General features: G+C 32.7%; 13 protein-coding genes. 5 read left to right on the forward strand and 8 right to left on the reverse strand.

The annotated features are described in order from the left end of the window. Positions 1 to 14: 14 nt before the first annotated feature. Positions 15 to 971: a YheT family hydrolase gene (locus E5167_RS11390; protein WP_136844183.1), complete on the reverse strand. Its 957-nt coding sequence runs from the start codon at positions 969 to 971 to the stop codon at positions 15 to 17. 1 nt (position 972) lies between these two features. Then, the gene (gene tilS / locus E5167_RS11395) at positions 973 to 2,283 is read right to left on the reverse strand and encodes a tRNA lysidine(34) synthetase TilS (RefSeq protein WP_136844185.1); all 1,311 of its coding nucleotides are present in this window, start codon (positions 2,281 to 2,283) and stop codon (positions 973 to 975) included. 107 nt (positions 2,284 to 2,390) lie between these two features. Between tilS and E5167_RS11400 the strand changes: the two genes are divergently transcribed. Beyond that, positions 2,391 to 3,080: a hypothetical protein gene (locus E5167_RS11400; protein WP_136844187.1), complete on the forward strand. Its 690-nt coding sequence runs from the start codon at positions 2,391 to 2,393 to the stop codon at positions 3,078 to 3,080. Here the strand turns inward: E5167_RS11400 and E5167_RS11405 are convergent. Then, entirely contained in the window at positions 3,077 to 4,366 is a 1,290-nt protein-coding gene (locus tag E5167_RS11405; RefSeq protein WP_136844189.1) for an anthranilate synthase component I family protein, read from the reverse strand. The genes E5167_RS11400 and E5167_RS11405 overlap by 4 nt on opposite strands. Before the next feature lie 100 nt (positions 4,367 to 4,466). On the opposite strand from E5167_RS11405, the gene E5167_RS11410 reads away from it, so the two are divergent. Then, the gene (locus E5167_RS11410) at positions 4,467 to 5,825 is read left to right on the forward strand and encodes a DEAD/DEAH box helicase (protein ID WP_136844191.1); all 1,359 of its coding nucleotides are present in this window, start codon (positions 4,467 to 4,469) and stop codon (positions 5,823 to 5,825) included. Positions 5,826 to 5,994: 169 nt separating this feature from the next. Here the strand turns inward: E5167_RS11410 and E5167_RS11415 are convergent, their stop codons facing one another. From E5167_RS11415 to ychF, 3 genes are all read right to left on the reverse strand, one after another. Next, on the reverse strand, positions 5,995 to 8,637 hold the full coding sequence (locus tag E5167_RS11415) for a DNA gyrase/topoisomerase IV subunit A (protein WP_136844192.1): 2,643 nt from the start codon (positions 8,635 to 8,637) through the stop codon (positions 5,995 to 5,997). Position 8,638: 1 nt separating this feature from the next. Then, the gene (locus E5167_RS11420; RefSeq protein ID WP_136844194.1) at positions 8,639 to 10,498 is read right to left on the reverse strand and encodes a DNA topoisomerase IV subunit B; all 1,860 of its coding nucleotides are present in this window, start codon (positions 10,496 to 10,498) and stop codon (positions 8,639 to 8,641) included. Between the two features lie 140 nt (positions 10,499 to 10,638). Then, entirely contained in the window at positions 10,639 to 11,733 is a 1,095-nt protein-coding gene (gene ychF / locus E5167_RS11425) for a redox-regulated ATPase YchF (protein ID WP_136844196.1), read from the reverse strand. A 110-nt stretch (positions 11,734 to 11,843) separates the two neighbouring features. Between ychF and E5167_RS11430 the strand changes: the two genes are divergently transcribed. Then, complete coding sequence (locus E5167_RS11430; protein ID WP_136844198.1) at positions 11,844 to 13,322, forward strand: carboxypeptidase-like regulatory domain-containing protein; 1,479 nt, start codon at positions 11,844 to 11,846, stop codon at positions 13,320 to 13,322. Positions 13,323 to 13,369: 47 nt separating this feature from the next. On the opposite strand, the gene E5167_RS11435 is transcribed toward E5167_RS11430, so the two are convergent. Further along, entirely contained in the window at positions 13,370 to 13,990 is a 621-nt protein-coding gene (locus E5167_RS11435) for a hypothetical protein (protein ID WP_136844200.1), read from the reverse strand. A 195-nt stretch (positions 13,991 to 14,185) separates the two neighbouring features. Next, entirely contained in the window at positions 14,186 to 14,539 is a 354-nt protein-coding gene (locus E5167_RS11440) for a 4Fe-4S dicluster domain-containing protein (RefSeq protein WP_136844202.1), read from the reverse strand. 76 nt (positions 14,540 to 14,615) lie between these two features. Between E5167_RS11440 and E5167_RS11445 the strand changes: the two genes are divergently transcribed. Together E5167_RS11445 and serC are read left to right on the forward strand one after the other, a co-directional pair. Next, positions 14,616 to 15,674 (forward strand): acyl-CoA reductase, encoded by a 1,059-nt coding sequence (locus E5167_RS11445; RefSeq protein WP_211242149.1) that lies wholly within the window; start codon positions 14,616 to 14,618, stop codon positions 15,672 to 15,674. 74 nt (positions 15,675 to 15,748) lie between these two features. Then, entirely contained in the window at positions 15,749 to 16,813 is a 1,065-nt protein-coding gene (serC, locus tag E5167_RS11450; protein WP_136844206.1) for a 3-phosphoserine/phosphohydroxythreonine transaminase, read from the forward strand. Positions 16,814 to 16,817 lie beyond the last annotated feature (4 nt).

Genomic DNA, 16,817 nt, shown 5'->3' on the forward strand with positions numbered 1-16,817 from the left:
GAAAATTATATAATTTATTTAACAAAAAACTCTAAAGCTCTTTGTTCATTATAATAAATATTATTTTTTGAAATAAACCCTACATGACCTCCATGTTTTGGCATTTCCAAATACAGGCAATCATTTTCTTTTGCTTCTTTTACAGGATAGCATTCTGCTGACAAAAAAGAATCATTTAATGCATTTATGATTAAAGTAGGTATTTTAATATTAGGCAAGAATTGCAAACTACTGCATTGCCTATAATAGTCTAGAGCATCTTTAAATCCATGAGATTTTGAAGTATAAACATCATCAAAATCCATCAAAGTTTTTATTGAATTAACTTCGTTGACACTCAATTTATCAGTATGTTGCTTTTGTTTTATCTTTAATCGATTAACTAAATACTTTTTAAAATTATTATGATATAATCTATTCTTAAATGTGTGCAGTTCTTTACAAGAACCATACAAATCACAAGGAACTGAAACAGCCACAACACCTTTAATTTGATTTGGTGCATTGTTACGTTCTCCTACATATTTTAATACCATATTACCTCCCAAACTAATACCATGAAAATAAATCTCGGTATAATGCTTTACACTAATTAGGTGATTAACTATATCTTCTAAATCTTCAGTGGCTCCTGAGTGATAACTACGATACTTTAAATTTGGCTCTCCACTACACCCACGAAAATTTACACAAACAGCATCCACCAAGTTTTGATTAAAAAGTTTTGCAACTCCAGTCATGTATGGTCGTTGTGCATTTCCTTCTAGCCCATGCAACACCACGATTACTTTATTAGTTTTCTCAGTTGAATAACTCCAATCTAGATCGATAAAATCACCATCAGATAATGTGATGCGCTCTCGTTCCTGATTTACATTGCTAACTCTTCGGATTAATCCTGAATAAACCGTTGAAACAAAACCATTTCTGAAAAAATATTTAGGCTTATACGCCGATTCTATTATTGGCATTTTATTGAAGCATTATTTTTAAAATCTCTTTAGTGTTCGATTTAACTTTAAATCTGTTGTCTGTTCTATGACCAACAATCCAAATAATATCATCACCTGAGCATAGCAACCATGTGTTTTCCTTATCTAACAAAGAGAATTTTTCATCTTTAAAGTATTTACTTACTTTCTTTTTCCCTTTCATTCCCAATGGATAAAACACATCACCTTCCTGCCATTTTCTAATGGTTAATGGAAAACTCAAACTGGACAAATCAAAATAAGCAGTATTATATTGTGCTTTTCCTTTAGTTGCACCCTTGGATATTGACAATTTTCCAAAAGGTGTTAAAACCAAATTCTGAGACTCATTAATTTTAATGGATTCATCTGGCACACTAATAATTTCAGATAATATTAAATACGCTCTATCTTTAAGTAAACGATGGGTTTTAGAAAACACTTGTTTTCCAGACTGTGCAGTCAATAACGCTAGTATGTCATTCCATTGTGTAAATCCGTAACCATTTAATAATTCATACAAATATGCTTTAGAATTATTTAACTGTTGTATTTCACTAATACTAAATGCCTTACTATTATTTTTAGCTTTACTAACAATGTTTTGAGCGATTTCATCTACTCTATCGTTAATAATTGATTTAGCGTCATTTAAGTATTGTTGCGTTTTTTCAAAGTTTTGTAATAATTGCGGATTAATTTCTTTTAGAATAGGAATTACATCGTGTCGCAATTTATTACGCAAATATTTAGTAGAAACATTACTACTATCCTCTCTCCATTGCAGTTTTTGCTGCTTTGCAAATTGTTCTATATCCTCACGAGCAAATGGTAATAAAGGTCGTACAATATCTCCATTAACCTGAGGAATTCCCAATAAACCATCCAGCCCTGTTCCTCTAGATAAATTAATTAAAAATGTCTCAAAGTTATCGTCAGCATGATGCGCAGTTAAAACATAATCAAACTTTAATTGTGCTTTAAGCTCTTTAAACCACAAATAGCGCAATGTCCTAGCCGCCATTTGAGTACTCAATTTGTTATCGGTTGCAAATTGCTTGGTATCAAAATTTTCAATAAACACTTCTAACTCCCAATCTTTAGCTAATTGCAACACAAAATCTTCATCTGCATCACTTTCGTCTCCTCTTAAATTAAAATTACAATGCGCCAGCGATATATTTAAACCTAATTTTTTACATAAATACGCTAACACCACACTATCCACACCTCCTGAAATAGCAATAAGTAGCTTAGCATTCTTGATAAAAGAAAATTGTTCGTTTATATGATTTTGAATTTTTTTTAGCATGGTTTCAAATATACAACATTGGTAATATTAAAGTTGAATGTGACAATTATCATATTATTAAACATGATTGTTTGTTAGTTTTAACTATTAATTAAATATTTCAAATAATGAGCACTATAAAAAAAATAATGGATAAAAGCACACAAACAGAATTTGATAAAAAAGTGCTTTCGGCAGTTCAACATTTGCATGCTTATACAAAACATCGCTTATATATAGCTGAATCTACAGGTGTTTTACCAAAAAACATGTACAGTTCTAATGACATTATTGATGAAGGAATTGCAAAATATTACAGTAAAGGCATAAACATCGACTTAGAAGCAATGGCTATTAAACTTCAGCTTTTTAAAATTGTAGATAACGATTTAAATGAGCTTTTAAAGAAAGAAGCGTTTCATAAAAACACACAAAGCACGAGCACTATATTAGAAGAAGAATTGGATGGTTTAGAGGAAAAGTTTACACTTGATGCTGATATGGATTACGTTATGAACGAAGATTTAGAAGACATCTCTTATCAGCAAAACAATAAAAAGCAGCTGTTTTTATATGATGATAAAGATGCTTCAGTTATAAACGCTTTTGAAATGGAAGATATATCATCACAACATGCTAAAAAACTACTTGGTAAATTTTATACATGGCTACCAATGAATGTGACAAACATCGTTGATTTATTCATTTTTGGAAAACTCAGTTTTGAAGAAATTGCAAAAATAAAAGACATCGAAATAAAGCGTATTGAAAAAATATTTGAAAGCGTTCAAAGAAGTTTTAGAAAGAACCTACCTTAATTTTCTAAAACCTCTCGCATTGCTTTAGCTTTTACCAGGCATTCCTCATACTCTTTTAGAGGGTCACTTTTAGCTGTAATAGCACCTCCAACCGAATAGGATACGTATTGCCTTGTAGCATTGTATAAAATACTTCTAATAATGACGTTAAAATCGAAGTCGCCTTCTGGAGTAAAGTAACCCAAAGCTCCAGAATATAATCCTCGTTTGGTTTCTTCAAGCTCTTCAATAATTTTCATGGCTGAAATTTTTGGAGCACCTGTCATACTTCCCATTGGAAATGTGGTTTTTAAAACTTCAACTGGTGCAATACCTTCTCTTAGTTTTGATGATATTGTAGAAATCATTTGATGTACTTGATTGAACGTATAAACCTTACATAATTCTTCAACTTGCACACTCCCTTTCACCGCTGTTTTAGACAAATCGTTACGCACCAAATCTACAATCATGATATTTTCACTACGCTCCTTTTCGTCATTAGCTAGCTGTTCTATCAACAAGGTATCTTCTTTAACATCTTCAGCACGTTTAGAGGTTCCTTTGATAGGTTGTGACACTATATAATCATGTTTTTTCTTTATATAGCGCTCAGGTGATGCTGATAATAAAAACTTATCATACACCTTTAAAAAGGTTGCAAAAGGTGGTCTGGAAATATTATTGAGTTTTTTATAAGTTTCAATTGGGTTTATTAGTGTGTTTTCAGCATAAAACTCTTGACAAAAATTGGCTTCATAAATATTACCATGATGTATGTGACTCAATACATCGTTTACTTTATTAAAATATTCGTCTTTATGCATTCGAAGATGAATTTTCACATCATTTCTTAAGTACTTAAATTCTATATCTTCTGCATTAATCAATTTTAAATCCTCTTCAAACTCATCAGCAACCATGTTTAAATACAACACATTGAGTCTGTTTCCTTTAATTAAAAATAATTTTTTAGGTTGAAAGAAATACAACTCAGGAAACCCAAGCCCATCAAAATTATTAGACTCTAACTGCTCTATATCGTTTTTTAAATCGTACGATAAATAGCCAAAAATCCAATCGTTGGTTTTGTTTTGATACTCATGTAGTTTATCAAAAGCATCATGGTAATCTGACTGAATACTTGTCATAGCATCTACAGCTAATACAGCATCATATTCAGTGCTTATATTATGATGATTATTGGAATCTAGCCAAACCACATCATCAAATTGCTGACTCCACAGTAATAGCTTTTCCTTAAAACTAGAAATATCTTTAATTAAAACCGACTTATGTTTGCGCAATGAATTAGTGATTTATAAAGTCGCAAAGGTAAACAGATAAATGTAATTTAAAAGGTTGTTGTTATCAGAAACCATTACCTTTGTCGCTAAATTTTTTGATGTGACTTTCGAAGAACTAAATCTTAATACTCCTTTACGCAATGCCATTGAGGATCTTGGTTTTACAAAACCAACACCCATACAGGAACAATCGTTTAACGTTATTGGTTCAGGTAAGGATGTGGTTGGTATTGCGCAAACTGGTACAGGAAAAACCTTTGCTTATGGTTTACCCATTTTAAAGAATCTACCATTTTCAAAGCAAGATAATCCTAGAGTATTAGTTTTAGTACCTACAAGAGAGCTAGTAGTACAAGTAGTTGAAGAATTTGAAAAAATTGCTAAATACATTAATGTTCGCATTTTAGGTGTATATGGAGGCACAAACATCAACACACAAAAACAAGCAGTAGCTCAAGGCTTAGACATTATAGTAGCAACTCCCGGGCGTTTATACGATTTAGCTGTAAGCAGGACTTTACAATTAAAATCCATACAAAAATTAGTGATAGATGAAGTAGATGTCATGCTAGACCTTGGTTTTAGACATCAATTACTTAATATTTTTGACATCCTTCCTGAACGCAGACAAAACATTATGTTTTCGGCTACGATGACAAAGGATGTTGATGAGTTAATCACCGACTTTTTTATTAATCCAGAGCGCATTTCTATTGCAGTATCTGGAACACCACTTGAAAACATTAAGCAAGAGCGCTATAATGCACCTAATTTTTATACTAAAGTCAATTTGGTAAATCATTTACTAGAAGACAGAGACACATATAGCAAAGTATTGATATTTGTTGCGTATAAACGTATGGCCGACCGTTTGTTTGAGCAATTAGAAGCATCGTATTACGGAGAATCTTGTGTGATACATTCCAATAAAACGCAAAATTACAGGCTTAGAAGTATTAATCAATTTGAACAAGGCGACAATCGCATTCTAATTGCTACTGATGTCATGGCTCGTGGTTTGGATATTGATAGTATTTCGCATGTCATTAATTTTGATACACCTGAGTATCCCGAAAATTATATGCATCGTATTGGTAGAACCGGACGTGCGGAGAAAGAAGGTCATGCATTCGTGTTTACTACTGAAAATGAGCTAGAAGCCATAGAAAACATTGAGGAACTTATGCAAATGAAAGTTCCTGTATTAGAATTGCCTGAAGCAGTTGAAATTTCAACTGAATTAATCGAGGAAGAACGTCCGCAGTTAAAAGAACATTACAACCCTTTAAAACGCAATAAAGACGAGGATGCTCCAGGACCTGCATTTCATGAAAAGAAGGACAAAAACAAAAAGGAGAATTTAGGTGGTAAATACCAACGAGAAATTGCAAAAAAATATAAGAAACCTAAAACGCGAGGTGACAAAAACTACAATAAACGGAATAAAAAGCGTAGATAATTGCTAGTAGGCTATTTCAATAACTTTGAACCTGACACTTTTCTAAATAAACATTTAGATCATCACCCCCTTAATAAAGCACAAATCACGTTGAGCTAATAAAATCTTAAAATCACACCTAAGAAGAACTAAATCAAAAAAATCAAAAAAAAAAAAAATTAAAACTCATTTAAAATAGTGTAGCTTGTCCACTGTCTTCACTTTTATCATCCTTTGATGGCGAATTTGAATCTTCAATTTCCTTTTTATGAGACACCACTTCTTCTTCTACTACTTCCATATCATCTACAGGTACGTCTTTAGGTGCCTCATAAGGCAGCGAGTCCAGTAAATTAATTTGATTTATTTTATCTTTAGTTAACTGATTTCCAAGAGCATTAATACCTTTTATTGCAATAAACTCTTCAAGATTAACTTCTAAGTTGTCTTTTCTGTCTTTTCCACGTTCTTTTGCAAATACTACCTCAACCATTGGTCGCCAATCGGTCGATACAATTTCTAATTGTGAGTTATCATGATCTGAAATAAAGCTCTCTATTTTGTTTTCATTCTCTACCAAGAATCGTTTCACATAATAACGCTCTTTGTCGCCATCAAAATAAATAGCAGAAATTGGTTTTTTAGGAATCCATTTTTCCATCACAATCATATCGTTATCAAAACGTGCCGTAATTTCTGGAGTAATAGTTTTTATTAATCCTGATTGTGTGATAATAAGAATTCTGTCTTCCCCTCTAAACTCACCAACCAGCTCACCTCTGCCATCTACATTTAAACGCTGAACCGTGTCGTCAAACCATATTTTACGAGGTTTTAAAGTGCTAACTCCTTTTTCCTTGAGTTCAATACGCTTTACAGAATATTTTGTAACTAAATTCCCTTTAGAGGTACGTCCTTTAATAAGAATATCAGCAAAATCTAAGTCCCATTTTAACTTTTTAATACTTCCTACTTGTCTCAGCATAACTGTAACCACTTCAGCCTCACCATTAGGATTTGCTGAAAAATAAAGCACCACAGAATTACCACTCCCATTTGTTAGGTCATACTCTCTATCTCTAGTCATAGATGTAACCGCAAAACGCTTAACATAAGATGAACCACCTTTACCATCACGATAAATCATGTTATAAATGGTGCGTTTGTCTTTTTTCTTAAAAACCGCAACGTGAATAATATTTTTGCCAACAAAGGTTTTGGTATCTACTTTAGTGACCATCATTTTACCTTCCTTGGTAAATACAATAATATCATCAATATCACTACAGTCACATACATATTCATCACGACGTAACGAAGTACCTATGAATCCTTCATCTTTATTAACGTAAAGTTTGGTGTTTCTAATAACTACTTTAGTAGCATCTACGTCATCAAACACTCGTATTTCAGTTTGACGTTCTCTACCCTTTCCGTATTCCTTTTTAAGTCTCGTAAAATAGGTAATAGCATAATCTATTAGATTTGCTAAATGATGTTTTACCTCAGCAATTTGCTCTTCTAGAGCATCTATTTTCTGTTGAGCCTTATCAATATCAAATTTAGAAATACGCTTGATTCTAATTTCTGTTAACCTAACGATATCTTCTTCTGTTACAGCGCGTTTTAAATGCTTTACATGTGGTTGAAGTCCTCTATCTATCGCATCTATAACACCTTGCCATGTTTCTTCTTCTTCAATATCACGATAGATTCGGTTTTCAATAAAGATACGCTCTAAGGATGCAAAATGCCATTGTTCTTCAAACTCACCAAGTCTAATTTCTAGTTCTTGCTTTAATAACTGAACCGTATTATCTGTAGAGCGACGCAACATTTCAGTAACACCCACAAAAAGTGGTTTGTTATCTTCAATAACACAGCCTAAAGGCGAAATAGATGTTTCGCAATTAGTAAAAGCATATAAGGCATCAATGGTTTTATCTGGTGAAATCCCTGAAGGTAAATGCACTAATATTTCAACATCAGCGGCTGTATTGTCTTCAATCTTTTTGATTTTAATTTTCCCTTTATCGTTTGCTTTTAAGATAGAATCTATTAAGGATGATGTATTAGTGCCATAAGGAATCTCAGTAATAACTAAGGTGTTTTTATCTAATTGTGAAATTTTTGCTCTAATACGCACCTTACCTCCTCTTAAACCATCATTATAGTTTGTAAAGTCAGCAATTCCAGCTGTTGGAAAATCTGGTAAAATTGTAAATCGCTTTCCTTGTAAATGTTTTACTGATGCGTCTATCAACTCTATGAAATTATGCGGCAAAATTTTGGTTGACAATCCAACCGCAATACCTTCACCTCCTTGAGCCAATAGCAACGGAAACATTACTGGAAGATTCACTGGCTCTTTTCGGCGACCATCATAAGATGCTTGCCATTCTGTTATTTTCGGATTATAAACTACATCTAAGGCAAACTTTGATAAACGTGCTTCAATATAACGAGATGCAGCTGCACTATCTCCTGTTAATATATTTCCCCAGTTACCTTGCGTATCGATTAATAAATCCTTCTGACCAATTTGCACCATCGCATCAGCAATACTTGCATCGCCATGTGGATGATATTGCATGGTATGACCTACGATATTTGCTACTTTGTTATAGCGACCATCGTCCAAATCTTTCATGGAATGCATAATACGACGCTGTACAGGCTTAAAACCATCTTCTATGGCAGGAACAGCACGCTCTAAAATTACATACGATGCATAATCTAGAAACCATTCCTTGTACATTCCTGTAACTTTGGTAATGGTTTCTTGGCTATCGTCGTTATTATTGTTGATTAAGTCAATATTATCTTCACTCATACTAATTATCCTCTTCTACTAAATCCAACTCCACTTTTAAATTGTCAATTATAAATTCTTGTCTTGTAGGTGTGTTTTTGCCCATATAGAACGACAACAACTCATCTATAGACATATCTTTATCAAGCATTACAGGATCCAATCTAATATCTTCGCCTATAAAGTATTTAAATTCGTCAGGCGAAATCTCACCAAGTCCTTTAAATCGTGTTATTTCTGGCTTAGGTTTTAACTTTTCAATAGCTTCCCTTCGCTCTTCTTCGGAATAGCAATAAATGGTTTCTTTTTTATTACGAACCCTAAATAAAGGTGTTTGCAAAATATATAAATGTCCTTCTTTAATCACTTCTGGAAAAAATTGTAAAAAGAAGGTAATTAACAACAGCCTAATATGCATACCATCTACGTCGGCATCAGTTGCTATTACTACATTGTTATAGCGTAAATCTTCTAGTGATTCTTCAATATTCAACGCAGCTTGAAGCAAGTTAAATTCCTCGTTTTCATATACAATTTTTTTACTCAGTCCATAGCAATTTAAAGGTTTTCCTTTTAAGCTAAAAACCGCTTGTGTATTCACGTCGCGAGATTTTGTTATACTACCAGAAGCCGAATCTCCCTCAGTAATGAAGAGTGTAGTTTCTAAATTACGTTCGTTTTTAGTATCTCCAAAATGTACACGACAATCGCGTAGCTTTTTATTGTGCAAACTCGCCTTTTTAGCTCTGTCTTTTGCTAGTTTTCTAATACCAGACAATTCTTTACGCTCACGCTCTGCTTGTAGAATTTTACGTTGAATTTTCTCTGCAGTATCGGGGTTCTTGTGTAAAAAGTTATCTAAATATGTTTTTACAAAGTCGTTGATGTAAGTTCTAACCGTTGGCAAATCGCCTCCCATATCAGTTGACCCCAACTTTGTTTTTGTTTGACTTTCAAAAACAGGTTCCATGACTTTTATAGAAACGGCTGAAACAACCGATTTTCTTACATCTGAAGCATCGTAGTTTTTACCATAGAATTCTCTAACAGTTTTAACTAACGCTTCTCTAAATGCTGATAAATGCGTACCACCTTGCGTGGTGTTTTGTCCGTTTACAAACGAATGGTACTCTTCGCTATATTGTGTTTTACTATGTGTTAAAGCTACTTCAATATCGTCTCCTCGTAAATGAATAATTGGGTATAATTGGTCTGATTCACTTATATTTTCACTAAGCAAATCTTTAAGTCCGTTTTCACTATAATACTTCTCACCATTAAAAACAATGGTTAATCCAGGGTTTAGATACACATAATTCTTAAGGAGTTTAGCAACATATTCGTTTCTAAACTTATAATTTTTAAATATCCCTTCATCTGGTATAAACGATACTTTTGTTCCTTTACGTCTTGAGGTGTCTTCTAATAATTCTTCATTGGTTAGGTTTCCTTGTTCAAATTCAGCTGAAGCCGATTTACCATCACGTGTAGATTCTACTCTAAAGTAAGTAGAAAGCGCATTTACTGCTTTAGTACCAACACCATTTAATCCAACCGATTTCTTAAAGGCTTTTGAATCGTACTTACCTCCCGTATTCATTTTAGACACTACATCTACTACTTTCCCAAGTGGAATACCACGACCATAATCGCGTACAATAACTTTATTGCCCTGAATAGAAATTTCGATAGTCTTACCAGCTCCCATAACATACTCATCAATGGAGTTATCCAAGACTTCTTTTACAAGAATATATATACCATCATCTGGAGAGGATCCGTCTCCCAATTTACCAATATACATACCAGGACGCATTCGGATGTGTTCTTTCCAATCGAGCGAGCGTATATTATCTTCGGTATATTTGGTTTGTTGAGACATAAATAAGGTAAAAAAATTGACAGGTTGCTAATATAACACAACACCATAAAAAATGAAATAATGAGCTCACAAAGTAATTAACAAAAAATAGCTAATATTGTTGAGAACATTGGCTATTTTAATTTATTTAAGGTTTGAGTTTACACATTAAACAAAAAATGCATTACATCACCATCTTTTACAATGTACTGCTTTCCTTCGACACGCATCTTTCCAGCTTCTTTCACTTTAGCTTCACTACCGTAATTAACGTAATCGTCGTAAGCGATAACTTCGGCTCTAATAAAGCCTTTTTCAAAGTCAGTGTGGATGACTCCTGCAGCTTGAGGTGCTGTAGCTCCTATATCTACTGTCCAAGCTCTAACTTCTTTAACACCTGCAGTAAAATAGGTTTGTTGATTTAATAGTTTATATGCTGACCGTATTAACTTAGAAGATCCTGGTTCATCTAATCCAATATCTTCTAAAAACATTTGACGCTCTTCGTAATCGTCCAGTTCGTTAATGTCTGCTTCTGTACCAACTGCCAACACCAATACTTCGGCGTTTTCATTTTTTACAGCCTCTTTAACTTGCTCAACATAATCATTTCCAGAAACAGCTGAGTTTTCATCTACATTACACACATACATCACAGGCTTATCTGTAATAAATTGCAAAGGCTTTACATAAGCTGCATAATCATCCTCACTAAAGTCCAAAGCTCTAATCGAGGTTCCTTGCTCTAACCCTTCTTTAATTTTTAAAAGAACAGCCTCCTCTTTTTGAGCTTCTTTGTTTCCAGTTTTTGCTGCACGCTTTACTTTATCCAACTTCTTTTCAGCAGTTTCTAAATCTTTTAGTTGCAGTTCGATATCTATGGTTTCCTTATCTCTTATTGGATTGATATTTCCATCAACATGTACAATGTTGTCATTATCAAAACAGCGTAATACATGCAAAATAGCATCCGTTTCACGAATATTTGCTAAGAATTGATTTCCTAATCCTTCACCTTTACTAGCTCCTTTAACCAATCCTGCTATATCTACAATTTCAACTGTAGCTGGCAGTACGCGTTCTGGCTTTACCAGTTCTTCTAATTTTTTTAATCTTGGATCTGGCACATTTACCACACCAATATTTGGTTCGATAGTACAAAACGGAAAGTTAGCACTTTGTGCTTTAGCATTAGATAAACAATTAAATAATGTTGACTTTCCAACATTTGGTAATCCGACGATTCCAGCTTTCATAGAAACTAATTTTAAGGTGGCAAATGTAACTATTTTAACAAGAATTTTAAACACTTAGCGTTACAAATACGTAATTTCATCGTCTAGTTTTTATAATCATCAATCTTTCTATGAAAACCCATCTTTCAATTTTTATAATTTTAATTGCAAATGTTGCTTTTGGTCAGAATTTAACAGCAAAAGTTGTTGACAATAATAACAACCCAATTCCTTTTGCAACGGTTCAAACCAATAAAAATTCTGGTGTTATTACTAACGAAGAAGGCTTTTTTACTATTAACCTTGAAGATATTACTTCTAATGAAATTACTTTTAGCTGCCTTGGATTTGCATCTCGCACCATAACAATAGAGGCTATACAAAACAACAATAATATAATTGTTTTAGAAGAGTTTATTAACGAACTAGGAAAAGTGTTTTTAAGCACTACAACACCTAATGCCGACGACATTATACAAAAAGTAAATAGTAATCTAGCAAAAAACTATCAACACGAAAACCAAACCGTTCAGTTTTTTCATCGCAATACTGCTTATGCCGATTTTAGTCGTTTTGAAGCCAAAGTCACCAAAGCATCTGGAATGCGAAAAAAGCAACATGAAGGCGTTAATAAAAGTTTAGATTCGTTAACAAGAACAATTATTAATAGCAACACCGTATATTTTCAAGATTACCTAGGCGATTTAATGATTAAAAACAACAAAGAAGCTAAGCTAAATATACATAAAGCGACTAGTTTAATAGATAACAGTAAGAATTTTTCTTTAGACAACGTACAAACCAAAGCTCAAGATTTAATTCTAAAATACCTTGATACAACACTTACTTACAAGCTTAAAACTGGAATCATTAAAGTTGAAGATTCCATGTCTTTAAAATCTAATAATGACAACAAAAAAGACAACGAAGCCATTTACAATGTTAAAAACCTAAAAGGAGAAACACATGGATTATTGCATGATGCACAAACATACAACAACTCTTTTATGAGGAAAATAATTAACCCAGATAACTATAAATATGAATTTATTGATGTAACTGGTTTTAATAATGAGTTAGTATATATTATTGAATTTAAACCTAGAAAAGCAAAATCTAAATATGCCGGAAAGCTTTACATAACTGATGAAACTTTTGCTGTTATTAAATTAGATTATGATTTTGGCAAAGGTAAACGAGGCGAAAAATTCAACCTTAAGTTGTTACTAGGTATTAAATATGTTGAAAACATTAATAAAGGTACTATTATCTTTCAAAAAAATGCTAATAGTACCTATAGTCCAAAATATATTAATCAAGAAGAAGGTCGTTATTTTTATGTAAATAGACCAATTAAGTTTATTGAAAACAGTCGCGAACGAAACAAAGTTGGGTTTAACTTTTTAATTGAAGGAAGCGCTAAATCTAAACAAGAATTGTTTATCATTAATAAATCTGACTTAATTAGTAGTGAGTTCTCATCATTTACAGAGCCTGAAGATGTACCTTATCAAAAATTAAAACAATACGATCCTTCCATCTGGAAAGCTTATAATGCCATTGAGCCTTTAGAAGAAATGAAGCGTTTTAAGAGTAGTGATGAAAATTAAAGTTAGTTTATATAATATTCTTATATACCGATTAACCGCATACCTTGTTATAGCAGTTTTTTATTTCTCATTTTTAAGTTCAATCCAATTACCCAAGTAAGTATTACAATAAAGGTCATTTTCTGTATAACTGGAAGATATTCTATTAAATTCTCGATATAGTAAAACAAATTGTTCATCACTACAAGTATTATACATACTATTCCGCTTATTTTTAAAAAGGTCATGTTATTTTTATGAAGCCTTCTCATTATTGCAATTATTCCAAAAGTACCAAAAACACTTAATAATGTTGTCATAACATCGTGATACTTTGTAAAAATAAAGACTGCCGACACCATAGAAATAGTGCCTGAAATTTTTAGTATCAATTTCCACGCTCGGTTTTTCTCAAAGATTGATGCAAAATAATAATAGTTAAGCGCTACACTCGAGCATAGAATAATTATTGCAATAAAGGCTGTGGGTCTTGCAAGGTTTTCCTGTCCATTTAACGCATTTTCAAGCATTAAGTTGCACCAGAAATTATTAAACCAATCAAATCCAACCGAGTTTATATCCGCTTGTGATCCTCCAGGATACAAGCTTGCCGCATAAACAAAAAGCACAACAAAAATTAAAATTCCAAAGGTGGGCAAGAAAATTAATAAGTCCTTGAAGCTTTTCATATTCTGCGATTTCTATAAATATGTTTCACTTTGTATGTGTATTTTTTTTAGTACAGAAGTCAATTCAACACATGTAAGCTAATTTAATTCTTATAAATTTTAATACCAAGGCAATCAAAATGTTAAACAAAAAACTTATAAACAAAAAATCCCAAGCTAAGGCTAGGGATTCTTATTATATAATTTGATTATCAATTAATCTTCTGGATGCATAAAACGTTGCTTTCCTAACAGCACGTCTTCTGTCTCTACATTATCTTCATCAGGGACACAACAATCTACAGGACAAACAGCAGCACATTGTGGCTCTTCATGAAACCCTTTACATTCAGTACATTTATCTGGTACAATATAATAAATTTCGTCGCTTATTGGTTCTTGTGCTTCGTCAGCATCTACCGCTTTGCCATTTGGCAACACAACACTCCCCTTTAAACTGGTACCATCATTATATCGCCAATCGTCAGCGCCTTCATATATAGCAGTATTTGGGCATTCTGGTTCACAAGCTCCACAGTTTATACATTCATCTGTAATTATGATTGCCATAACAATTTTTCTTTTTAGTTTGCTAAATTTGCAGCTGCAAAAATAAAGCCAAAACAATTCATAACCAAACGTTATAATGAATTTAGAACAAAGAATTAACGCCTTTATCGAATTAGGGAAATTCCTTAGTCAATTCTCTCAAGACAGCATTCAAAAACAAGATAATGTTAAGCATAACGACTTGTTTTTTGATGGCTTTAAACATCAAATTAAATTAGCACAAGAGCATAATGGTTGGTTTACCAATAACAATTTAAAATTTGCTTTTCAAGGATGGTCTAATTTACTGAAAAACAATAATATTAAAGAATGGTTAAATAAGTATTCCTTTAATAATACTGATTCAAAAAAAGTAGCCATAATAATGGCAGGAAACATTCCTCTAGTTGGGTTTCATGATTTTTTATCAGTGTTAATTTCTGGCCATGATGTGTTAGTAAAACAATCATCAAATGATAAATATTTATTGCCATTTTTAGCAAAATATCTGGAGTATGTTGAGCCAAATTTTAAGAATAAAATAACATTTACCGAAGACAAATTAAAAGGCTTCGATGCTGTTATTGCTACTGGAAGTGATAATACTGCAAGATATTTTGAATACTATTTTAAAAACAAACCATCAATTATTAGAAAAAACAGAAACTCGGTAGCTATTTTAACTGGCAACGAAACCAAAGAAAATCTAGAAGCTTTATCCGACGATATTTTCAGGTATTATGGCCTGGGGTGTCGTAATGTATCAAAACTCTTTGTACCAGAAGGTTATGATTTTAAAAACTTCTTTGAAGCTATTTACAAATGGCATCCTGTTATTAATGAAACCAAATACGCTAATAACTACGATTATAACAAAGCTGTGTATTTAATGAGTGAGTTTGATATGCTAGAAAATGGCTTTTTAATGATTAAGGAAGATGTAAGCTACGCTTCACCTATTGCAACTGTTTTTTACGAGTACTATAACTCTAAAGAGCAATTAAGACAAAAACTAAAAAACGATTCAAATAACATACAATGTATTGTATCATCTAGTTTTGTAGATTCTGAAATTGCATTCGGACAAACCCAACGACCAGAATTATGGGACTATGCCGATAATGTTGATACGATTGCTTTTTTGTTAAAAATTTAATCATAAAATTATTATATTATTAATACTAAATCGGCAATAAATTAAGACCTTTGCCTAGCTAAAAATAAAAACAAATGAAACGACATAATTTTAGCGCAGGACCTTGCGTGTTGCCCCAAGAAGTACTTTTAAAAGCCTCAGAAGCTGTCATGGATTTAAATGGCAGTGGACTATCGCTTGTAGAAATTTCACACAGAAGTAAAGATTTTGTAGATATTATGGAGAAAGCTAGAAGCTTAGCATTAGAGCTTCTTGGCTTAGAAGGTAAAGGCTATAAAGCTCTGTTTCTTCAAGGTGGTGCTAGTATGCAGTTTTTAATGGTTGCCTTAAACCTTTTGGAAAAAAGAGCCGGTTACTTAAATACTGGAACCTGGAGCGACAAAGCTATTAAAGAGGCTAAAATTTATGACGATATTTACGAAGTAGCATCTTCAAAAAATGCAAATTACAACTATATTCCAAAAGGATATGACATCCCAACAGACTACGACTATTTTCATTGCACCTCTAACAATACCATTTTTGGAACACAAATGAAGCAATTTCCAGATTGCCCTATTCCTATGGTATGCGATATGAGTAGCGATATTTTTTCTAGACAAATAGATTATTCTAAATTTGATTTAATTTACGCAGGTGCTCAAAAAAATATGGGACCAGCAGGAACAACCCTTGTTATAATAAAAGAAGACATCTTAGGAAAAGTTTCAAGAAAAATTCCTTCAATGATGGATTACAAAGTGCATATTAGTAAAAGCAGCATGTTTAACACACCTCCTGTTTTTGCCGTATATACCTCTATGCTTACTATGGAGTGGCTTAAAAATTTAGGAGGCATTACTGCCATTGAAGAAATCAACCAAAAGAAAGCACAGTTAATCTATTCTGAAATTGATTTAAATCCCTTATTCAAAGGGTTTGCCACAAAAGAAGACCGTTCAATGATGAATGCAACCTTCACCTTAGCAAATGAAGATTTAAAAGATACGTTTGACACTATGTGCAAAGAAGCTGGAATTAACGGCATTAATGGACACAGAAGTGTTGGAGGCTATAGAGCCTCTATGTATAATGCGTTACCTTTAGAAAGCGTACAAATATTAGTAGAAGTAATGAGTGAATTAGAAAGTAAAGCATAAATAC

This window comes from Pontimicrobium aquaticum, assembly GCF_005047595.1.
Classification (GTDB): Bacteria; Bacteroidota; Bacteroidia; order Flavobacteriales; family Flavobacteriaceae; genus Pontimicrobium; species Pontimicrobium aquaticum.